Annotated in this window: 18 protein-coding genes; 11 read left to right on the top strand and 7 right to left on the bottom strand. The window is 39.8% G+C overall.

The window, feature by feature from the left end:
- Positions 1–690, top strand: a 690-nt coding sequence (locus tag ACTS4L_RS01320) for an ExeA family protein (RefSeq protein WP_440651622.1), incomplete at its 5' end; no start/stop codon positions are given.
- Between the two features lie 269 nt (positions 691–959).
- Here the strand turns inward: ACTS4L_RS01320 and ACTS4L_RS01315 are convergent.
- Positions 960–2,522 carry an ABC transporter ATP-binding protein gene (locus tag ACTS4L_RS01315; RefSeq protein WP_440651620.1) on the bottom strand — a complete coding sequence of 521 codons (1,563 nt, stop codon included), beginning with the start codon at positions 2,520–2,522 and terminating at the stop codon, positions 960–962.
- A 373-nt stretch (positions 2,523–2,895) separates the two neighbouring features.
- On the opposite strand from ACTS4L_RS01315, the gene glsA reads away from it, so the two are divergent.
- The 7 genes from glsA (at position 2,896) to ACTS4L_RS01280 (ending at position 8,607) form a co-directional block, all read left to right on the top strand.
- Positions 2,896–3,885, top strand: coding sequence for a glutaminase A (gene glsA / locus ACTS4L_RS01310; protein WP_440616194.1), 990 nt, complete (start codon positions 2,896–2,898; stop codon positions 3,883–3,885).
- A 60-nt stretch (positions 3,886–3,945) separates the two neighbouring features.
- On the top strand, positions 3,946–4,266 hold the full coding sequence (locus ACTS4L_RS01305; protein WP_440616192.1) for a DUF4404 family protein: 321 nt from the start codon (positions 3,946–3,948) through the stop codon (positions 4,264–4,266).
- A gap of 5 nt (positions 4,267–4,271) precedes the next feature.
- Positions 4,272–4,691 carry a hypothetical protein gene (locus ACTS4L_RS01300; RefSeq protein WP_440616191.1) on the top strand — a complete coding sequence of 140 codons (420 nt, stop codon included), beginning with the start codon at positions 4,272–4,274 and terminating at the stop codon, positions 4,689–4,691.
- Positions 4,663–5,139, top strand: coding sequence for a ribosomal protein S18-alanine N-acetyltransferase (gene rimI / locus ACTS4L_RS01295; RefSeq protein WP_440616190.1), 477 nt, complete (start codon positions 4,663–4,665; stop codon positions 5,137–5,139). The genes ACTS4L_RS01300 and rimI overlap by 29 nt, the downstream gene beginning before the upstream one ends.
- A 26-nt stretch (positions 5,140–5,165) precedes the next feature.
- Positions 5,166–5,702, top strand: coding sequence for a DUF924 family protein (locus tag ACTS4L_RS01290; RefSeq protein ID WP_440616189.1), 537 nt, complete (start codon positions 5,166–5,168; stop codon positions 5,700–5,702).
- A 129-nt stretch (positions 5,703–5,831) separates the two neighbouring features.
- Complete coding sequence (gene aspS / locus ACTS4L_RS01285) at positions 5,832–7,607, top strand: aspartate--tRNA ligase (RefSeq protein ID WP_440616188.1); 1,776 nt, start codon at positions 5,832–5,834, stop codon at positions 7,605–7,607.
- Between the two features lie 82 nt (positions 7,608–7,689).
- Complete coding sequence (locus ACTS4L_RS01280; protein WP_440616186.1) at positions 7,690–8,607, top strand: S49 family peptidase; 918 nt, start codon at positions 7,690–7,692, stop codon at positions 8,605–8,607.
- A gap of 239 nt (positions 8,608–8,846) precedes the next feature.
- On the opposite strand, the gene ACTS4L_RS01275 is transcribed toward ACTS4L_RS01280, so the two are convergent.
- From ACTS4L_RS01275 to ACTS4L_RS01250, 6 genes are all read right to left on the bottom strand, one after another.
- A complete protein-coding gene (locus tag ACTS4L_RS01275; protein ID WP_440616185.1) occupies positions 8,847–9,509 on the bottom strand; it encodes a hypothetical protein in 663 nt (220 codons plus the stop codon).
- 175 nt (positions 9,510–9,684) lie between these two features.
- Entirely contained in the window at positions 9,685–13,062 is a 3,378-nt protein-coding gene (locus tag ACTS4L_RS01270; RefSeq protein ID WP_440616184.1) for a DEAD/DEAH box helicase, read from the bottom strand.
- A gap of 173 nt (positions 13,063–13,235) precedes the next feature.
- On the bottom strand, positions 13,236–13,556 hold the full coding sequence (locus ACTS4L_RS01265) for a cupin domain-containing protein (RefSeq protein ID WP_440616183.1): 321 nt from the start codon (positions 13,554–13,556) through the stop codon (positions 13,236–13,238).
- Entirely contained in the window at positions 13,553–14,011 is a 459-nt protein-coding gene (locus ACTS4L_RS01260) for a YaiI/YqxD family protein (RefSeq protein WP_440616181.1), read from the bottom strand. Before ACTS4L_RS01260 ends, ACTS4L_RS01265 begins: the two co-directional genes overlap by 4 nt.
- Before the next feature lies 1 nt (position 14,012).
- Positions 14,013–15,284 carry a histidine--tRNA ligase gene (gene hisS, locus ACTS4L_RS01255; protein WP_440616180.1) on the bottom strand — a complete coding sequence of 424 codons (1,272 nt, stop codon included), beginning with the start codon at positions 15,282–15,284 and terminating at the stop codon, positions 14,013–14,015.
- 89 nt (positions 15,285–15,373) lie between these two features.
- Positions 15,374–16,570 (bottom strand): MFS transporter, encoded by a 1,197-nt coding sequence (locus ACTS4L_RS01250; protein WP_440616178.1) that lies wholly within the window; start codon positions 16,568–16,570, stop codon positions 15,374–15,376.
- Positions 16,571–17,131: 561 nt separating this feature from the next.
- Here ACTS4L_RS01250 and gyrA point away from each other — a divergent pair.
- From gyrA to bamA, 3 genes are read left to right on the top strand one after another with little or no spacing between them, the layout of a single operon-like run.
- Positions 17,132–19,792: a DNA gyrase subunit A gene (gyrA, locus tag ACTS4L_RS01245; RefSeq protein WP_440616176.1), complete on the top strand. Its 2,661-nt coding sequence runs from the start codon at positions 17,132–17,134 to the stop codon at positions 19,790–19,792.
- A gap of 3 nt (positions 19,793–19,795) precedes the next feature.
- Positions 19,796–20,974, top strand: coding sequence for a 1-deoxy-D-xylulose-5-phosphate reductoisomerase (ispC, locus tag ACTS4L_RS01240; protein ID WP_440616175.1), 1,179 nt, complete (start codon positions 19,796–19,798; stop codon positions 20,972–20,974).
- Between the two features lie 32 nt (positions 20,975–21,006).
- Entirely contained in the window at positions 21,007–23,394 is a 2,388-nt protein-coding gene (gene bamA, locus ACTS4L_RS01235) for an outer membrane protein assembly factor BamA (RefSeq protein WP_440616174.1), read from the top strand.
- Positions 23,395–23,411 lie beyond the last annotated feature (17 nt).

Raw genomic sequence — 23,411 nt, 5'->3', positions numbered from 1 at the left:
TTAGACTTGCCTGGTGTTGGTGTATTAACGGGTGATTATGGCGTTGGCAAAACATCTGCCTTACGACATATTCAGCAACAAGTACAAAACCCCAATTGTCATCAGTTTATTTATATTTGCGAAACAGGTTTCTCTCGCACTGAGCTTTACCGTTTGATTGCGCGCGCATTAGGTGTTGAGTTAAGCCATCGCCGCAGCGATTTATGGTATAACATCAAACATCACTTACAAACACTCAAGCAACAGCGTCATGTACTGCCGATTATTATCATTGATGAAGCACAGGCATTAAGTGCTGAGTTTCTGGATGATTTAGCTTCGTTTCTTAACTTTCAATACGATGCTGAGGATATGCTAACCCTTTGGTTGGTTGGCAATAAAGCGCTTGCAAGTAAGCTCAAGCAATCACGCTTTGAGGCATTGAACTCGAGAGTACGTATTTGGCATGAGTTGCAACGTATTAGCAAGTTTGAGGACTTTACCGCATTTATTGATCATGGGTTTAAGTCGGCAGGATGTACGACACGCCTATTGGCTGATAGTGATCTACGCGTATTAATGGAAGCAACACAATGTTTGCCAAGGCACATTTATAATGTCGTGACCAATTGTTTGGAAGTTGCCTGCGCCCGTAACTTAAATCATATCTCAAGTGATATTCTTGAAGAAGTCCTCGAAAGCATGCGTTAATGCCTTCAGACAACATTACATCAAATAAATCCTTCTGACAGATGTCATATAATCTCGTGGGTAATATCTGTTATCAACCGCAAGGAAGCGGTAAAGCGAAGGCTTTATAAGCGAGCCTGCGAGCGAAGCCCTAGACTACTGTCATTTGAAGAATCAACTATAGACGCAGGCAATCCCATCGATTTAACATACGAATCATCCCTGCCTTCTTAATCAGATAATAAGGCCTTAAAGTAGTCAAAAAAACTCCCGCATTCACCGTGGGACTATCAACGCCAAATAGTTGGGGACGCTACAATAGCAAGCTCGGTTTCATTATCGACAGCGGAGGTTGCCTCATCCAAAATTAAAATCGGCGCATCTTTTAAAACTGCTCGTGCAATACAAATGCGCTGTTTCTGCCCACCAGATAGTAATAAACCGCGTTGCCCAACATCGGTGTCGTAACCGTTGGGTAATTGCATAATAAATTCATGCAGTCCTGCAACTTTAGCCGCATGCGTAATCGTCTCATCATCGGCGTTAAAAGAGCCATAGGCAATGTTTTCTTTGATCGTGCCATCAAATAAGAAACTATCCTGACTCACTAAAGCAATCTGTTGACGCCATGATGATAAATCAAAGCTTTGAATATTGTCAGTGCCATAGTTTAAAGCACCAGATTGAGGCGCATAAAATTGGCACATAAGCTTAATCAATGTGCTTTTTCCTGAGCCTGATTCGCCAACAAATGCGGTGGTTTGTTGTGCGTTAATGCGTAGATTCAAATCTTGGTAGATGGGCGCATCATCGTCATAGCCAAAAGTAACATGATCTAAGACAATATCTTGGTGGTTGGGTATTGTTTTCAATGTTGCTTTATTGCTTAGTTCTTCAGTTGACCAAGTCAGCAAATTAAGGACACGTGTTGTTGATGCCATGACACGTTGATAGTCAACTGTGACTACAGCAAGATTGTTGAAAGGCCATAGCAGGCGTTGGGATAAGAAAATCAGCATACTAAAAACACCGACGTTCATTTGTCCATGAAATGTTTGATAGCCACCAATCAGCAGTGTAAACAAAAAGCCAGTTAAGACAAACATACGAATAACCGGTGTTACCATCGAGCTAATTTGGATGGTTTTGCGATTAGCCGTTTGATAATTGGCACTGGCTTTTTCGATGCGTTGTGCTTCATACTCTTCGGTGGTATAGCTTTTAATGGTTAAGAGATTAAGTAGATTACGCTGTAAATCACCACTGATTTCAGCAGCCTTTTGACGTACTTCTAAAAACCGAGGTGCTAAACGATGCTGGAAATAGAATGCACCAATAATAATGCATGGAATGGGCACAATAGCAAGCAATGTAATTAAAGGGGAAGCAAATAAAAACACAATACCAATGAAAACAGTAGAAACAACAATTTGTACAATTTGATTAACACCATCTTCCAGAAATCTCTCCATCTGATTGATATCATCATTAATCGTTGCAATCATTTGACCAGTTGAGGTTGCTTCAATCTGTTGGACATTGGCTTTTTGAATATGTCCGTAGACGTCAGTACGCAGTTTATGTTCAACATTTTGTGCGAGATTACGCCATTTCAGGCTATATAAATACTGAAAATACGACTCGAATGCCCAGATGAGAAAGGTAAGCAAACCTAAGATTAATAATTGTGAAAATAATGAATGCACCCCAGTTATTTGTGCAATCCATGAATCTTGGCGTGATACCACCATATTAACAGCGACGCCTAAGAGAATTTCAGGGAAGATGTCAAAAAGTTTGTTGAGTGTTGAGTATAAGAGTGCTAAAAGATAATCCTTGCGATAACCGCGCATATAGCTTAATAGTCGCAATAATGGATATTTGTTTGTGGATAAATAGGTGTTAGATTTCAATGGCTAGTACGGTTAAGCATGAGTGTATAAATACTATCGGGAAATATCACCAACCCTCAAGCAAAAATATGCTTTATACTGAAAACATTCCAAAAAGGTTATCACCGAAGGTTGCTTAGGCTAACTTCCATGAAGTGAGCATAGTGCTTGATAAAAATGGGAATGTTCAGATTAGTAGAAGAGTTTTGTTAGTACTCAATTGCCGTTGAGTGATTTAATTTAGTCATTGTTTAAGCAATAAGCGCTATCAAATAGCAGATGATACGTATAGAATAAGCTGTATTTTCAATGGCTAAAATATAAAATTAAAATAATGATTTCTGACGAAAAATTCCAAGAATTCTGTGCTTATCTAAGCGATATCCATGCAAGTTTACAATCCAATCAGCAAGGCAAAGTGGCAAGCTATATCCCTGAGCTTAAAAAGGTTAATCCAGATCAGTTTGCAATATCTGTGTGCACAGTTGATGGTAGAAAGTTTAGTATTGGTGACTTTAAGTCACGCTTTTGTATGCAATCAATGGTCAAGCCCGTGCTGTATGGCTTGGCATTAGAGGAAAATGGATTGAGTTATGTGCATAAACATATCGGGCGTGAGCCAAGTGGTAAGAACTTCAATGAATTAACATTAAATGATCAGGGTTTGCCACATAATCCAATGATCAATGCCGGCGCAATGATGTCGTGCTCGATGATCAAGCGTAAATCCAATCCGGCAGAGCGATTTAATCATATTATGCAAGCGCTTTATAAATTATCGGATAGTCAGAAAATTACGTTTAATAATGCAGTGTATAACTCGGAAAAAGAAACAGCAGATCGCAATTATGCCTTGGGTTATTTCATGCGCGAACATCAAGCTTTTCCAAAAAATACCGATTTGCATCGCACACTGAATTTATATTTTCAGGCATGCTCGATTGAGCTTAATAGTGAGATTTTAGCAACGATTGCGGCAAGCTTTGCCAATGCCGGCAGTTGTGCCGTGACAAAAGAGGAAATCTTTAAGCCAGAGACAGTCAAAAATTGCTTATCATTAATGTATTCATGTGGCATGTACGATTATTCCGGTGAGTGGGCGTTCTCGATTGGACTGCCTGCTAAAAGTGGCGTATCTGGTGGTATTTATGTTATTGTTCCTGATTTGATGGGGATTGCGATTTACTCGCCGCGCCTAGATAAACATGGTAATTCATTTAAGGCAATTGAAGTATGTAAACGCCTTGTTGAGCGTTATAGTATTCATAATTACGATAGTATTTTGCGCTGTCAAAATAAAATTAACTTATTCCCAGTAAGTTAATTGTCAAACAGGCGCTTAACACCTAGAATAAAATCAAACTAAAGGTGCTAGGAGCAAGCTATGCCACAAGATACAATCGCTAAAATCAAAGAGATTCTTAAAACGTCAGATAAATTAAACTTTGATGATACTGAGTATTTATCCGAATTATTAGATCAGTTACAAACGGAGTTAGAATCTTTACCAGAGAGTGAGAAAGCGCAAGCACTTGAAATTGCTACGTTAACTAAGCAAAAAGTAGAAATGAGTAAGCTGCAAGACCCTAAAGAAGCAGATTTTAGCGATCTTGAGCAGGCAATCATTGAATATGAAGTAAGTCATCCTAAACTTACACATACCGTACGTTCTATTTGTAACCTGTTGTCGAGCATTGGGATCTAATTTGCATGACTGAAGATGAACGGCAAGCTGCAATATTAAAGCATTTAGCCATTGCGCGTTGGTATGCTAAAGATAATCCCGTTAATAAAGACGAGCCATCAGCAGACAAGACAGATATTATTGCGAATAAACTGAGTGTGATTATATCCACTTTGGAACAACGAGATTGTGTTAAAGCGCTTATAAATGCGATGTTTACACAATTTTCGGTATGCTTTATTGAAAAAGATCAAGCGCAAACAGAAAAAAATATAGCCTCAAGTACGATAATTCTCTATGATGAAAACTTGACGTTAAAAACCTTGTTAAATCAAAGTTTGCATGATAGGTGCTATGCACTTAAAATTGATGAACTCAGTTGTGCAGAGGTGAAGAAACAAACCATGATGAATCTTTATGCAGTATCAGATTTTGCCACTAGGTGAAAACCATTTACCACAGATGATGGATATTGAACGTGAGGTATTTGAATACCCATGGTCAGCGTCGCAAATGAAAGACAGTATCTTATCTGCGCATACAGAGACGTGGGGTTTGTTTGACCTTAATCATCAGCTGATTGCTTTTGCAGTTATTTCAGTGATTTTTGATGAGGCAGAGATTCTTAATTTTTCAGTGGCAAAATCATATCAACATCAAGGTTTTGGGCAAAAACTATTGGCCTATTTGATGAACCACTTATCTTATAAACAGATTGAGAAATTATTTTTAGAGGTCAGAGTCACCAATATTCCAGCGATTAGCATTTATAAAAAATATGGCTTTGAAGAAATCTCAGTTCGTAAGAACTATTATCGCGTTGGTGAAACCTATGAGGATGCATTGGTGTTGCAAGCAACGTTACAAATCAAGCACTCAACGCATTATTTTTAAAACCCATAAACTTAAGAGGGCATTGTATGCACTATCAAGAGGTTTTAGACTTTTGGTTCAACGAGCTAACTGCAAAAGACTGGTTTGCAAAGAGTGATGCATTAGATCAAACCATTAAAGATCGATTTTTAATGGTTCACACAGCGGCATCTCATGGTGAGTTGTTTGCATGGCGCGAAACAGCACAGGGGCGCTTGGCTGAAATTATTGTGTTAGATCAGTTTTCACGCAACATTTTTAGAAATACAAAAGAAGCTTTTGCCTATGATTCATTGGCTTTAGTGTTAGCACAAGAGCTGGTGCTATTGAAGCTAGATCAAACATTAAGTGATAGTGAGCGTTCATTTGCTTATTTGCCCTATATGCATAGTGAGTCAAAGCTTGTCCATCAACAGGCATTGATGCTTTATACCAAGTTAGGCAATAGCCAAAGTTTAGAGTATGAAATAGCGCATAAAGCCATTATTGATCAATTTGGACGTTACCCGCATCGTAATGCACAGTTAGGGCGAGTCTCGAGCGATGAGGAAGAAGCGTTTCTGCTTGGGCATGCCGGCTTTTAATTCAATTCAATAGTGTTAAAACATAAATTTGCAAAACTCCCAGTCTGAATAATTGTTATCTGTCACATATTTGTATATGCTTATCGGCTTATATGTCTTTGTTATGTTGTGTTATTTAAAGGATAAAAAATGCGTAGTCATTATAGTTCAGAAGTGAATGAGTCTCTGGTTGATAAAACCGTTGAAATATGTGGATGGGTGCACCGTCGTCGTGACCATGGTGGTGTTATTTTCTTAGATATCCGTGATCGAACGGGTCTTGTGCAATTGGTTTATGAGCCAGAAAATGCAAGCGTTTTTGAACAGGCGGATCATGTGCGCCATGAGTATGTCATTAAAGCCAAGGGTCTTGTTAAATTTCGCCCTCTTGGTCAGGAAAATAATAACTTAGCTAGTGGCAAGATTGAAATTATTGGTCAAAGCTTGGAGCTTATTAATCGTGCTAAAACCATTCCATTCCAATTGGATGAGCATCAACATGTCGGTGAAGATGTGCGTTTGAAATATCGCTATATTGATCTAAGACGTCCTGAGATTCAACATCGCTTGATTCAGCGCTCACGTATTTCACAATTTGTCCGTCAATACCTAAATGAGCATGGGTTTTTAGATATTGAAACGCCATTTTTAACTAAGGCAACACCAGAAGGCGCACGTGATTACTTGGTACCAAGTAGGAATCATCACGGTAAGTTTTATGCGTTACCGCAATCACCACAGTTGTTTAAACAGCTATTAATGGTATCTGGTTTTGATCGTTATTATCAGATCGTTAAATGTTTTCGTGATGAGGATTTGCGTGCTGATAGACAGCCTGAGTTTACTCAGATTGATATTGAAGCATCATTTATCGATGAAAATACATTAATGAATTTGATGGAAGATATGGTTCGTCGTTTATTTAAACAAACGGCAGATGCAGACTTCCCATCACAATTTCCAGTGATCAGCTATGCCGAGGCGATGGCTAAATATGGTTCAGACAAGCCTGATTTACGTATTCCATTGCACTTCATCGATGTGAAAAACATTATGCAAAATGAAGAGTTTAAAGTATTTTCAGCACCTGCCAATGATCAAAACTCACGTGTCATTGCAATGCGTTTAGCTAATGGCAATGCACTGTTGACACGCAAGATGCTTGATGATTATACCAAGTTTGTAGGAATCTATGGTGCTAAAGGCTTGGCGTATATCAAAGTCAATGAGATGGCGAAAGGCAAAGAAGGGCTGCAATCACCAATTGTCAAAAATCTCTCAGATGAAGCATTGGCAAAAGTGCTTGAGGTCACAGAAGCCAAAGATGGTGATATTATTTTCTTTGGTGCGGGTAAGTCCAATATTGTCAATGATTCAATGGGCGCGCTACGCGTTAAAATTGGTGAAGATCTTAAACTACACACCAAAGCATGGGCGCCATTATGGGTCGTTGACTTCCCAATGTTTGAAGAGGCAGATGGTCGGCTTTATGCATTACATCATCCGTTTACTGCGCCAAAAGTGGATAATGTGGATGAGCTTAAGTCACATCCTGAAAAAGCTTTATCTCGTGCTTATGATATGGTTATCAATGGCTATGAAGTCGGTGGTGGTTCGATTCGTATCCATGATCAACAAATGCAGCAAACGGTGTTTGAGTTATTAGGGATCGATGAATCAGAAGCCAAAGAGAAGTTTAGCTTCTTACTAGACGCTTTGCAGTATGGCGCGCCAATTCATGGTGGTATTGCCTTTGGCTTAGACCGCTTAACCATGTTAATCACCCATACGACCAATATTCGTGATGTGATCGCTTTTCCTAAGACACAAACAGCCAGTTGCTTGATGACAGAGGCGCCTGCGGAAGTCTCAAATGAGCAGCTACAAGAGCTTGCGATTAAAACAATTATTACTGAGAAAGCATAAACTAAGCTGTATTTTTCTACCAAATCATCTACCATTAAGCCTATGGTCTTTTTATACCTCTTTTAACAAATAAGGAAATCATATGTCTGAACATTTACAGCGCATCGCTGATGCTTATCTTCTAGAACAACGCCGAGCCCGTCGTTGGCGCATATTTTGGCGCTTTTGTTGGTTGGTTGTTGCTATTGTTATAATTGGCATTTTAATGAAAAGCTTTAGCAGTAAACCAGTTAATAATGAAAATCATATTGCTCTAGTTAAGGTTGATGGTGTGATTGCCGATGATAGTAATGCCAATGCAACACGCATTAACGACAGCTTAGATGCGGCATTTAAGAATAAAAGCACGAAAGCGGTGATTGTGCAGATCAATAGCCCAGGCGGCTCGCCAGTGCAATCTGATGATATTTATGAACATATGCGTTATTTACAAAACAAATATCCTAAGACGCCGTTATATGCGGTATGTGTAGATGTCTGTGCTTCAGGTGGATACTATATTGCGTCAGGTGCAAAAGATATTTATGCCAATAAAATGACAATTACTGGTTCGATTGGTGTTAGAGCCGGTGGCTTTGGTTTTGTTGACTTATTAAAGAAAATTGGTGTTGAGCGCAGACTATATACAGCGGGCAAAGATAAAGGCTTCTTAGATCCATTTGAACCACAAAATGCTTCACAAGTGTCGGAAATGGAGGCAATGCTGACTGAAACGCATCAAGTGTTTATTGATGCGGTTAAAGCAGGGCGCGGCGATCGCCTTGATAAAAAACAAGAAGATAAAATATTCTCAGGCATGCCATTTTCAGGTGTGCAAGCTAAGAAGTATGGTTTGATTGATGGGTTCGCCTCAGTTGATAGTTTGCAACGTGAGCAATTTAATAATATGAAAGTGGTTAACTTTACCAAGCCATTGAGTGTTTTTGATCAAATCAGTCAAAAGCTAGGTACTGAAGTGATGTATCAAGCAGCTGAAGCCAGTGGGTTGAAACTGCAATAGGCAGGGGTTTTAATTACCCCTCACCCATTGAGCTTTAGCTCAACGACCTCTCCCGCAAGGGGAGAGGTAATATACTGTCCACAAAGCATTTTACAGAAGCTCTTACCCTAGTTTTGCTGTGTAAGCGCTGGCTGAGCGTGAGTCGAGGTCAACGCGCTTTATGCTTTAGCCGTTCCCTGAGCGAAGTCGAAGGGAAGGCGTAAAACAATAATTGGCTTCGACTTACGCTCAGCCAACGTTCATGCCAAATAACCCAGTGCGCGTTTGATAATATACTCAGGCACATCTTGATATTCGGAAAAGTAAACTTGACTTACTTCAGTTGCATTGTGTTGATAAACATAGACACTCGGTGAGTGAGTTACGCCTGCGGTTTTTGCTAAAGCATTATTATCTTTAATTTCTTGATCAACCATATCTTTAAGATATGGGGTTTCATTAATGTTTAAATTGATCATTAAATCAGACAAAGCGTTTTGATCAATAACCTTATCTGATTTAACCAAACTATGGAGCTCGTGCAAAAATTCTTGCATGAGCTCCACCCCGCCCACGTGATAAGTAAAAGCTAAATACTGCGATGCATTAGGGCTTTGTGTTGTGCCAATGGGGTAAATGTTTATTTTAAGATCTTTATCTTTTGTAAGCGTTAATAGCGTAGTTATGTTTTCTAAACAGGCAAGCTTTGAGTAGTCACAGAATTGAGTGATGACTTTGCTTGCCTCAGGGTTGCCTAGAGTAATGCTAGACGAGCTGTCAAAGTTTAAATCTTTATGAATAAATACATTGGCTTGATAGCGTGAAAAAGCATGCATATCACAGGCTTGTTCACCTACCTTATGTCCAGCATTGGCAAGGCTTATGCATAAAGTGGCACTTAAAAGTAGCATTAACTTCTTCATGTGTTTATCCAGATTGTTTTGATATCTGGCAGTCTATTGTATGATTCAAAAAAAGAGAAATTTAAAAACTTTATAGATGTATTAATTTTTCTAAGTATTGCAGATGCAAAATAAATTGATTTTGAGATTGATCTACATCAGATTTTAAATTTTTCTTTTGGCAAAATGTAAAACATTAAATAATCGGTTCAAACAAATTTAATAAATCATTTTCACTGAGTTTGAAGTCAGCTTGTCCATCTTTGTTGTAAAGGCCACTAGCAAGATCAGCTTTTTTCTGCTGAAGTTTAAGGATCTTTTCCTCAACACTGTCTTTGGCAATAAGCTTATAAACTGTAACGGGTTTATCTTGACCAATACGATAAGCCCGATCAGTGGCTTGAGCTTCAACGGCTGGATTCCACCACGGGTCAAAGTGAATAACAGTGTCAGCTGCAACAAGGTTTAAGCCAGTGCCGCCGGCTTTTAAGCTGATTAAGAAAACACTGATGTCAGGGTTGTTACTAAAGTCATCAATGAGTTTTTGGCGATGCTTGGTTTGCCCGGTTAACTGTACATGTTGAATTTTATTTTTAGCAAGCTCAACCCCAATTAAATCCAGCATCTCAACAAATTGTGAGAACACCAGTACTTTGCGCTTTTCAGCAGTAAGCTCGATCAGCATTTCTAGTAAATAATCAAGTTTCGCTGATTCATGAACTTTCTTGGCGCTGTCGAGTTTGACCAATTGCGGGTGGCAGCATGATTGGCGCAGCTTTAACAATGCATCAAGAATATGGATATGACTCTTGGCAAGTCCTTGTTTTTTCAAGAGCTCACGCACTTTCTTCTCCATGGTCATGCGTACACTTTCATATAATTGTTTTTGCGTATTGGGTAGCTCAATAATTTCAATAGACTCGGTTTTTTCGGGCAAATCCTTAGCAACTAAGGCTTTAGTGCGTCGAAGCATAAAGGGTGCAATACGGCTTTTTAGGATATTTAAGCGATCAGTATCTAGATGCTTCTCAACGGGGTTTTTAAAGTGTTTATGAAATTGATTGAGATTGCCTAAAAAGCCTGGCATTAAGAAGTTAAATTGTGACCATAACTCACCCAGATGATTCTCCAGAGGTGTGCCAGTTAAACAAAAACGATGTTTTGCTGAAAGGGTGAAAATACTTTGCGCTTGTTTTGTTTTGGCATTTTTAATCGTTTGAGCTTCATCTAAAATCAGTGCGCTATAGGTGTTCTGACGATGAATTTCTTCATCTTTTAATATGAGTGGGTAGCTGGTTACGACAATATCATAGTTAAGGAGTGAATCATAATGCTCACTACGTTCAGAACCATGCAATAGTAAAATGGTAAGCTTGGGTGTGAATTTCTCAGCTTCTCTTATCCAATTGCCGACAACCGATGTCGGAGCGATAATTAAACTTGTGCCGAAATCCTTGTCATTGTCGTGTTGCAATTGAATCCAAGTTAACGTTTGCAGGGTTTTACCAAGTCCCATATCATCAGCTAATAAGCCGCCCATTTCATGTTTGGATAAGAAATCCATCCAACTGACCCCATAGCGTTGATAATCGCGCAAGGTGGCTTGAACTGCTTTTGGGGTATCCAAAAGTGGTAACTTGGTAGTATCTTTCAGTGAGTCAACAAAGCGCTTTAAAGCATGAGCTTTGCTGTAATCAATCGCGCCACTTTTGCCCAATTGCTCTTCAAGACTCATCAATGCACCAATTTGGTATTTCGAGAGCTTTAGTGTGCCGCTACGTTCATCGTTTAATTCAAATAATGAATTAATAACCGGTTCAATGATGCTGTAATCAATTTTTAAACGGTGATTTTTATCAACGATGGCGACGAGGTCATGCTCTTGTTTATTGAGTCCTTTTTGTAGATATTGCATGATCAGGGGCTGCAGATCGATGGTGTTGCCGTTGTGATTAACAGTTAGGTGCACATTAAACCAATCATTTTGCGCTCCTTCTTCAATACCAATGTCGATATCATCGGCAACAATATAGTGATGAGCAAAGTCATCATCAAACTCAACTTGCCAACCTGAAAGTTTAAAGTCCTCTAGGTCTTCAAGATAAAAAGTTTCCCACTGTTCTTCTGGTTCAAGATAAGGGTTGGCATTTAAAATATAGCTCTCACCAAAAGGCTTTTGCGTTTGATTGCCATAGCCAAAATAAGCACGTCTTGATTTATCAAAACCAAATGCAGTTAGTGTTTCAAGTTTAGCTTTTTCAAATTTTATGTCTTTTTCAATCAAGCGACCATTATGCTCAATAATGTGTGTGCCGCTTTCATGTGGCTCAAAGCGTGTGCCATCATAGTCAAAGCTCACTTCAGCAAAGAAGCCATAATGTGGCCAGTTTACTGATGACCCTTTGCTAAAGTGGGCAATTGCCTTAGGCGTGATTTTTTCAGTTTTAAGCTTTTTGACTTTGCTTGGAAATTTGATTTGCTTACTAAGTGTTGATTTCTCAATGGTATGACGAACAAATGACATATCATCTTTGGAGATATCTTTAAGTGTATTAAGGAGTAGCAATTGATTGCCAGGAATGTCACTGACAATCTGCCCCATTTTATTGCCATCAATGTAAAAAGCAGGCGTCGTTGGTACGATTTTGGTATTTGTTTTGCCATTGATTTGTGCGTTAAAGCGAAATGTGCCGTTGACCTCACTCCAGTCGATATTAAGTTTGGCATCTGGCGCCAAGGTGCAGTGTTTGCCCATGACAATATCGCCAATAAAAAAACGCTCAGTCTCAATAAGCAGCTTTAAGAACTGTGCACCATATTCTCCGCTTAAATGAGGTAATTTAGCCGTGTAGCGGTCAATATATGCTCTTAGGTATTTGAGTATTTCTAAGTCTTTCATATCGGCGCAATCTGGATATTTAGCATATCCGGCAGCAATATTGCCAAGATTAGCACTTTGTGGTTTGCCATAGCCATCACCACTTTTTAAGACGCGCACATAGCTAGCCTCGATCCGATAAGACAATTGGTTTCCTTCTTTAAAGGAAACAAGCTGATAGGCAATCACTAAGTTAGAAGGTGCTTTGCCCTGAGATAATAGAGCGCTTTTTTCAAGGCGTATATTGTCATTAAACTGGCGTTCAAATGCGACCTTATCAAAATGGGAGGTTGGGCTTTTAGCTTCTTTTGTCGGTTTCGCGCTAACAGATTTTGTCGCTGCAACAGGAGTAAGTGCATAGGGTTCTTTTAAGCGTTCAGCTAATGATTTATTAAACATAAATAATACAGCATAAATATGCTTGCAAAAGTAGCCTACAGGGCATGAACACTCAGCGTCTAGAATGCTTGAGAGTGATTTTGCTCGTGAGTTCACATCGACAAAAATGCTTTGAGAGTAGGCCTCTTTACCAGAGCCAAAAACTTCACTCTTAATGACAAAATTAATGCCATCATCGGATGTTGCTTGTAATGATTTAATTGAGTATTGATTGCAATAAGCGTGCGCACGTGAAATCGTTGCCTTGGTAAAGTCTTCGGTGATACTTTTAGGTAAGATGCTTGAAGATAAGCTCATAAGTTTTTGTCAAAAGAAAATAAATTGCATCAGTATACCTGAGGCAAAAGGAGTAAGACAAACAAGTTTTTGGCGATAGTTATATTTTGCTAATGTCTTATCTATGCATTATTCATATAAGAGATATACCCTTCGGCCACGCTCAGGACGAAATAAGTGCGGAACTCCAGTGATTAAATACTATCAAAATGAATTGTAAGCCAAATCGTGGCAGGCGAGCTCGATGTAGAGGTTACCCAATGTGGTGTATTGCTGGGAATCAAAAGGCTATCGCCTGTAGCAAGTGAGTGACTCATATCATTCATCAAAAGGGTTGCTTGACCTTGTAAAACAAATACCAACTCGTCTTGTGTTTGGATGTAGGGTGTATCTTTGGGCGTTGTTTGTCCATAGGAGACAATGCGCTCAATTTTAATATTTTGCGCATTTTTGATTTCATGAATAATATCAAACAATTCATGTTCAGCATGTTTGGGGATATCGTATAAATTCATTGCTTTACAAACCCACGTTTTGTTAATAGCTGATCCAAAGCATTGGCAAAGGCATTGATATTACTACTTGAGAAAGCTTTAGTTTTTGTCTCGACTAATCCGGCATCACGTAGCTCAGTGAAAAAATTACGCATGGCATAAGTCTGTGAAATATTTGCCTTGGTATATTGCTTGCCATGAGGCGTGATCACCATTGCGTCGTGATCAGTAACTTCTTTTGCCAGTGGAATATCTGCAGTAATCACTAGATCAGACCTTTCAACCTTATTGGCGATATAGTTGTCAGCAACGTCAAAGCCTTTATCGACACAGCGCATTTTGATAAAAGGTGATGGTGGGTGTGTCAGTGGTTGATTGGCAACAAAAATACACGTGACTTTGCGTTGGTGCGCTGCTTTATACAGCACTTCTTTGACTGCTTTAGGGCAAGCATCGGCATCGACATAAATAATCATATTAGGCGTAATGGCTTTGAATGTAAGAAGCTAATTCAGCCTGGGGTATGGTCACTTGTTCTTTGTCTTCACGCAAGAACTTAATTACACAGGTGTTATTGTTAACTTCATCTTCAGCAATCACCAATGCTAATACAGCGCCGGATTTATCCGCCTTTTTAAATTGTGATTTAAAGCTACCTAGCGAGGTGTTTTGCTCAATGGTTAGATGAGGCAAGGACTTGCGTAGTGCTTCAATCATTGGCATGGCCTTGAAGATCGATGACTCATCAGATATCACATAGATATCTGCCGTTTGTGTTGACTTAGGAATAAGCTCTAGGGTTTCAAGGAGTAAAATAATTCGCTCAATACCCATGGCAAAACCAACAGCAGGCGTTTCAGGGCCTTGCAGGTCGCTTACAAGTGAGTCATAACGACCACCGGCGCATATGGTGCCTTGAGCACCTAGTTTATCCGTCACCCATTCAAATACGGTGTTGCAGTAGTAATCAATGCCGCGCACAAGGCGTGAATTTACTCTATACGGAATACTTAATGCACTTAGATACTTAGTAAGTGCTTCAAAGTCTTGCTTAATATCTTCATCAAGAAAATCATGCAGGTTAGGTGCATTATCCAAAAGTCGTTGGGTGTTTTCATTTTTACTATCAAGAATGCGCAATGGGTTTTTGCCTAGTCTACGCTGTGAATCCTCATCTAACTGATCTTTAAGTGGTGTTAGATAATCAACCAACGCATTGACATAATTAGCGCGATTTGCGGCACTTCCTAGATTATTAAGCTCAAGTGTGACATGTCTATCTAAACCTAAAGCTTGCCATAATTGCCAAGTGAGACTTAAGATTTCGGCATCTTGGGCAATGTGACTATTGCCATATACCTCAATACCCAGTTGATAAAATTGGCGATAACGTCCTTTTTGAGGGCGTTCATAACGAAACATCGCGCCCGTGTACCACATCTTTTGGATTTGATTACGTAAAAGCCCATGTTCAATCATAGCTCGCACGCAACCTGCCGTACCCTCGGGTCTTAAAGTCAATGCTTCATTATTACGATCGTTAAAATCATAGGTTTCTTTTTCAACAATATCTGTGCCTGCGCCAACGCCGCGATGAAATAACTCGCTTTTTTCAACGACAGGCAGGCGAATTTCCTGATAACCATAGTTGTGTAAGGTTTGTTTTACAGCGTTTTCGAAAAAGTGCCATTTATAAATATCGCTCGGTAAAATATCATTCATGCCACGCACGGCTTGGATTTTAGACATTAAAAATAATCTCGTATCAGTCAACTTAGTAAAGTAGCATCATTGTATTTTAATTGACTTTAGATGGGAAGGGCTTGCACTCTAAATCACTAAACACGAATTTTGGCGACTACAGGCTCTTTGAATTTCATCAGCAGCACAATAGCAATAATATAAAAGGCAGCAATCATCGCACCTAAGAGAATGAGATTGGCGCGCATTAAATTAGCAAAGATAAGTGCAAGCGCAACAATAAGGTCAATCATAAGTCCATAGATTGACGAGGCGACAGCACTGTGATTTTTATCGATGAGCAAAAATGCCATTGTTGAGGTGTTCACACTCACAAGTGCTGAGGAAAAGCCAAATAAAATCGCACTTAGACCGATCAAGTAAATGGCGTAATGTGCCGGTAGAAAATAAGCACTGATAAACAATATGCCACTGAAGACAGCAACAAAAGAGAAACTATAAGCGCTCTGCTCATAGCTCATCAAGCCATTAAGCCAACGAATGTTAATCCAACGTGCTAAGGCGCCAAAGAAGATCAATAAAAAGGACAACCAACCATAGACAATCGTATTAAAGCCAAGTGTTGTGATTACAATATAAGGCGTGCAGATATAAAAAACGGACATGCCCGCCCATGCCACTGACGTGATATAGCAATAGCTTAAGAATTGCGTGTTGCTGACAATGCTGAAGAATTTCTTGCGACTTGAAGTTTTACCTTCAGTGGTTGCGGTTGGTATCTCTTTAAAATAAATAGCAATCATGATAAGGGCGAGCAGTGCAACCAAAACAACACCATTAAAAACCCATTCCCAACCGCCGTAATAAACGATATAGCCACCAAGGAATCCCGCTAGTGAGGGTGCTAGATAAAACAGAAGGGTTAAACTCTGCCACGTTTTTACATAAGTGTTGCCCGTTAACATGTCCTTGGGTAAAGCAACAGCTAAAATGTATAAACCCGAGGCACCAATGCCTTGCAAGATACGTCCGATATAAAAGGCAAAAATGCTTTGTGATAACAGGCAAACAACACTGCCAATAATGACGATTAAGCAATAAAGAATCAGCGTTTTCTTGCGCCCAAAACGATCGCTGATAAGGCCTGCAGGTATGGCAAAGATTGCACCAGCAATAACAAATAAAGTCAGTGTTAACTGGCTTTGCCCAACATTTACTGCGAAGTCATTTTGTAACAAAGGAAGTGCTGAGATATACATATCATAGGCACAGACATATACGCCAACGAGGAAAATGGCAAAAAAGTAAACGTAGTTTTGGGGTTTTATATTCATTGTTCTGCTCATATGACTTGCCATTTTGTAGAGGATGCTGTGGTGTACAGGCACATTGTAGCACGGTGAATTTTAAACTTAAAAATATTATCAGGTTTAAAACCAAACGAAAATATTCGCTTGAAGCCTATAATTGATGAGTTGAATTTGCAGTAGAAAAATATCCCACTTTTATTGCAAAGTGGTCTAGACAATGGGGCGTATAATATTCCCATATTTTGGGTCACAGGTAGAGACACAAAAAAGTTCTTACTGCGGTTCAGGGCTATCAGCGGCAGTTAAGGATAGGGGGTGAGGTCGTTTTTTAATCGCATGAATATGTAATAATTCAAAAATAAGTTGAGCATCAATTACTTCCCTCACCCGTGCAGCTTAAGCTGCACGACCTCTCCCGCAAGGGGAGAGGTGCTAACTGACGCAACTTATTCTTGATTCATTACTATGATGCTTGGAAGTAAGTTATTTTTGGGGTGTCATTGCTAGATATTTATATTTCTGTGTTGTGGTGAGTATGCTATAATTCGCGTCAGTTTTTAGAATATTTGAAGCGTTTATATCTATATGACAACACAATTTGCCAATGAAGTTTTCCCGGTTAATATCGAGCAGGAATTAAAGCAATCATATCTTGATTACGCAATGAGCGTCATCGTTGGACGTGCGCTTCCTGATGTGCGTGATGGTTTAAAGCCGGTGCATCGACGCGTTCTTTTTGCGATGAAAGAGTTGGGCAACGACTTTAATAAGCCTTATAAAAAATCAGCACGTGTTGTCGGGGACGTGATTGGTAAATATCACCCGCATGGTGACACGGCTGTATATGATACGATTGTGCGTATGGCGCAGCCATTTTCATTGCGTTATATGCTTGTCGATGGTCAGGGTAACTTTGGTTCAGTTGATGGTGACTCGCCGGCAGCGATGCGTTACACCGAAGTGCGTATGTCGAAGATGGCGCATTCATTACTAATCGACATCGACAAAGAAACCGTTAACTTCTCGCCAAACTATGATGAAACCGAGATGATTCCAGATGTGTTACCAACGCGCATCCCGAATTTATTGGTTAATGGTTCATCCGGTATTGCGGTGGGAATGGCAACCAATATTCCACCACATAATTTAAATGAAGTGATCGATGGCGTGGTTGCTTTGATTGAAAACCCTGATTTAAGCATTGAAGAGTTAATGGAGTATATTCCGGGGCCTGATTTTCCAACAGGTGCTTATATCAATGGTCGCGCCGGTATTGTTGATGCGTATAAGACGGGCAGAGGGCGGGTTATTATGCGCGCTAAGGCATCGATTGAAGTCGATAAAAAAACGGATCGCGAACAAATTATTGTGACTGAAATCCCATATCAGGTGAATAAAGCGCGTTTGATTGAGAAAATTGCGGAACTGGTTAAAGACAAAAAAATCGAAGGCATTTCTGAATTACGCGATGAATCCGATAAAGACGGTATGCGTATTGTTATCGATGTTAAGCGTGGCGAAGTGCCTGAAGTGCTATTAAATAACCTATATGCACAAACACAAATGCAGTTAAGCTTTGGTGTAAATATGGTTGCCTTGGTTGACAGTCAGCCGAAGTTATTGAATTTAAAAGAAGTAATTGAAGCGTTTATTCGTCACCGCAAAGAAGTGGTAACACGACGCACGATTTTTGAATTGCGTAAAGCGCGAGAGCGTGCCCATTTATTAGAAGGTTTAGCGATTGCCTTGTCAAATATTGATGAAATGATTGCTTTGATTAAAGCATCGAAAACGCCAGCTGAAGCTAAAGAAGCACTGTTATCCCGTTCATGGTCTGGTAAGCTTGTTGCGCAAATGCTTGAAGGGGTTGATCAAGATTTATATCGCATTGATGGTTTGGCGTCACATTATGGTTTACATAATGATGAATATTTCCTATCACAAGCACAGGTTGATGCGATTTTAGAACTTCGTTTACACCGTTTGACAGGTTTAGAGCAGGATAAAATCCTCGATGAATTTAAAGCATTACTTTTACGTATTGAAGAGTTGATTGCGATTTTGAAAGATATTAAACGTTTGCTTGAAGTAATCTGTGAAGAGCTACAAGAAGTCAAAGCACAATTTGGTGATGCACGTCGCTCAGAGATTATTGCTTCCCAGCTTGATTTAGGCTATGAAGATCTTATTACTGAAGAGTCAATGGTTGTTACTCTTTCATATGATGGCTATGTCAAAGCACAGCCATTGAAGGACTATAATGCACAAAAACGTGGGGGTCGAGGTAAGTCTTCAACACAAATGAAATCAGAAGATTTTGTTTACAAACTTCAAATTGCATCAACCCATGACACAATGCTGTGCTTCTCAAGTGCCGGTAAAATCTACTGGAGCAAAGTGTATGAATTCCCGCAGGCAGGGCGTGCAGCTAAAGGTAAGCCTATAAACAATGTATTGCCACTTGAGCAAGGTGAGCGCATCACGGCAATGCTTGCGATCTCTGAATACACGGAAGGTTGGAATATTTTTATGGCAACTAAGCAAGCGACCGTTAAAAAAGTTGATTTATCAGCATTCTCGCGTCCGCGCAAGGGTGGTATTTATGCCTTAACCCTTGATGAGGGCGATGAGCTATGGCATGTGCATTTAACCAATGGTCAGCAAGAAATTATGATGTTCTCAGACGCAGGCAAAGCGATTCGCTTTAATGAAGAAGATGTGCGTGCAATGGGCAGAACAGCGCGCGGTGTTCGTGGAATGCGTATTCAAAAAGGTCAAACTATTGTTGGTGTGATTGTTACCGATCCTGACCAAGGGGTGGTGTTAACGGCAACGGAACATGGTTATGGTAAACGTACCCCAGTTGCTGAATATCGCAAAACTGCTCGTGGTTCACAAGGTGTCATCTCAATTTCTACTTCTGATCGTAATGGTTTAGTTGTCGCATCAGGTTTAGTAGAAGATGCGGATGATATTATGCTAATGACCGATCAAGGGGTGTTGATTAGAACACGTGTATCTGAGGTGCGTGAAACGGGTCGTTCAGCACAGGGTGTTAAATTGATTAATTTGAAACCAGATGAGAAGCTAGTGTCAGTGCAAGTCGTTGCTGAGGATGAATCTGAAGAAGATTTTGATGGTGAAATGCTGGAAAATGAAGAGAATGAAGCAAATGACACACCAATAGCAGATGATAGCCCAGTGCAAGGTGAGCAGGATAGCGAAGATGGCAGCGAGTTGGAGTAATTCGTGAAAGTCATCACGATTTTGGGGGCGACAGGATCAATTGGTGTTAACACACTAGAGATTATTCGCGAAAACCCTGCTGATTTTGACGTTTATGCATTGACTGCACATCATAATATTGAGCTGTTATATCAGCAATGTCTTGAATTTTCCCCACGCTATGCGGTGGTTGCCGATGAACGCTTGGCAAGTAAGCTTCGCAGTGACTTTAAGAGCTCAGGTTGTCAGACGATCGTGCTATATGGCAAAGAGGCACTTGTTTCTGTGGCGAGTGCTGAGGAAGTGGGTATGGTCATGGCTGCTATTGTTGGTATTGCAGGATTGGCGCCAACGTTTGCGGCAGTTAATAAAGGCAAAACCATTTTGTTAGCAAATAAAGAAGCATTGGTAACTGCGGGCGAGATTTTCATGCGTGCAGCAAAACAATCTAATGCTATGATTTTGCCTGTGGATAGTGAGCATAATGCGATTTTCCAATGCTTACCTGATCAAGATAAGCATTATGATCAAGAGATAATCTCCAGAGTTATCTTAACGGCATCTGGTGGTCCTTTTCGCGAAAAGTCTCTGGATGAGCTTAAAGATATCACACCAGATGAAGCGTGCGCGCATCCTAATTGGCAGATGGGGCGTAAAATATCCGTTGACTCATCAACGATGATGAATAAAGCGCTAGAGGTTATCGAGGCGTATTGGTTATTTGAGGTGCCCGTTGAAAAAATTGAGGTGCTAATTCATCCGCAAAGCATTGTCCATTCAATGGTTGAATATCATGATGGTAGCTTTATTGCGCAAATGGGCTCGCCAGATATGAAAACACCTATTGGTTATGCGATGTACTACCCAAAGCGTCATAAAATCAATGTGCCAAAACTTGATTTTACTGCCAAACCACTAGGCTTTGATGCGCTGGATGGGCAACGTTTTATGCTTATTCCGTTGGTGTATAACATGCTAAAGCGTCAAGATTATGCCTCAACAATTGTGTTAAATGCTGCCAATGAAGTGTTGGTCGAGGCTTTTTTGGCGGAAAAAATACAATATTTGGAAATAATCGAGTATATTGAACGAGTTTTGCAAAAATTAAAATTTAATAAACCTGAAACTATTGATGATGTCGTTGCGATTGATTTGCAGGCACGCATGCATGTTTCGGCACTTTTAAATGCAGATAAAGATTGAATAAAATAAAATTTAAATAAAGGAAGATTAGCTTGAGCTTGTCATTGAAAAAAACATTGTTACTTACGCTTTTAGGTGTCGCGCCCTTTACTGGTGTCTACGCACAAAATAGCTTTATTGCTAAAAGTATAAAAGTTGAAGGTTTGGAGCGTATTTCAAAAGAAACTGTGCTGAGTGATTTAGGTATTCACGCGGGCGAAAAAGTAGGTGCGACAGAAACTAATGAGGCAATTAAGTCCCTTTATAGCAGTGGTTTTTTTAAAAATGTACAACTGTATCAAGACGGTCATACATTAATTGCCAAGGTAGCAGAGCGTCCAGCAATTAGTGCAGTTGACTTTGACGGTAATGACAAAATCAAAAATGATGACATGAAAAAAGTCTTGCGTGAGGCAGGTCTTGATGTTGGGAATATTGCGAATCCTGAGATCCTATTTCAAGTCAAACAATCACTACTGATGCAATATGCATTGATGGGGTATTACTCAACGACAGTTGATATACAAGAAATCAAAGAAGCACGTAATCGTGTGGCAATCAAGATTAATATTGCTGAAGGTAAAACTGCGACAGTGCGTCGCATTAATGTGATTGGCAATAAAGCATTTTCGCAGAGTGAGCTTCTTGATAATATCACTTTTAAAACCCCATCAATTTGGAATTTGTGGGGATTGTTTACTTCAAAGGCAGATTACTCACCAACCAATATGCAGTCTTCAACGGAAGATCTTAGTAATTACTATATGAATAATGGTTACTTGGATTTTAAAGTAACATCACACCAAGCCTCGCTATCACCGAATAAAGAAAATGCATTTATCGCCTTTGATGTGAATGAAGGTGAAGTTTATAAAGTGTCTAAAGTATCATTAGAAGGTAAGTTTGTTATTGCGAAAGCCGATCTTGAGAAGCTTATTAGCTTTAAAGCAGGAGACACCTTCTCACGCCAAAAAGTCCTCGATAGTGCTAAGGCAATCACACAAGCCTTGGGAGATAAGGGTTATGCTTTTGCTAACGTCAACCCAGTGCCTAAGGTTGATAAAGATAATAAGACAGTAGCATTAACCTTCTATATTGACCCAGGCAAAAAAGTTTATATTAACCAGATTAATTTCCTAGGCAATAATGTGACTAATGACTATGTTTACCGTCGACAAATGCAATACTTTGAATCTGGTGTTTACAATCAGTCGATGATTGATCAATCGAAGATTAAGTTACAAAGAATGCCATTTGTCCAAGACGTGACGGTCAAGAAAGTCCCTGTCCCTGGCTCGGATGATTTGGTTAACATGGATTATGATATTAAAGAAAGAAGTGCCAATACGGTAAGTGCGAGTATTGGTTACTCACAACTATATAACTTTATGATTGGTGGTAATTTATCATTGCCAAACATTCAAGGTACGGGTAATCAATTTTCAATTGGTGCGAATTTATCAAGCGTTTATCAAAGCCTGAATATGTCGTATACCGATCCGTATTTTACCCAATCAGGGATAAGTCAGACGATTAGTACGTATTTATCACGTACTGACTATGATGATACCTCAATTGCCAGCTATCGCTTAAATCAATATGGTGCGAATCTAGGCTATAGCATTCCAACCTCGGCATTTGATTCAATAAGTGTTGGTGGTGGTGTTGATCACACGCAAGTGCTGCAGCCTAGTGGTGGTAAATCGAGTATTTTGCAGTGGTTTGTTCAGAACAATGGAAACCAAACTTCATTTAATACTTTCACCGTTAATTTGGGTTGGAATCATAACTCAACGAATCGCGCGTTCTTCCCGACAGAGGGGACAACGTTAGGCTTAAATGGTACGGCTTCAGTTCCGGGAATTAGTGATTTGCAGTGGTACAAGGTCACAGGTTCTGCGGGCTTCTTCCATCCGATTATTGGTGATGTTACACTTTCAGTCAAAGGCGGGGTTGGTTATGGTAATGGCTATGGTAAGACGGAATATTTGCCGTTTTTCCAGAATTTCTATGGTGGAGGCTGGGGTTCGGTTCGTGGCTTCTCTCAAGGGGGGATGGGACCTTCTGATACCTATACGCCAAATGGTACTCCACCACAACCCGAACAAGGTAATGCCATTGGTGGTAATTTAAATGTTTACACTAATATGGATATTTTATTCCCAATTCCAGGGTTAAAAGATAGCCGCAATATGCGTTTGGGTGTGTTCTTTGACGCGGGTAATGTCTATAACACTTATGATATGACTAATGCAGGGATTTGGCCAGGAACTGCAGGTGACAGATCACCAACGTTCTCTAACTTGCGTTATTCAGTGGGTGTTGAATTCCAATGGTTGTCGCCATTGGGCGCGATGGCATTTAGCTTGGCAAAACCATTAAATACCAAGCCAGGAGACTCAACACAAGTATTCCAGTTTACACTGGGGCAAATGTTCTAATCTTTTGAGTTGAAAAG

The organism is Cysteiniphilum sp. 19S12-1, from assembly GCF_052030685.1.
GTDB lineage: Bacteria > Pseudomonadota > Gammaproteobacteria > Francisellales > Francisellaceae > Caedibacter.
This window is presented reverse-complemented; position numbering and strand designations above follow the sequence as displayed.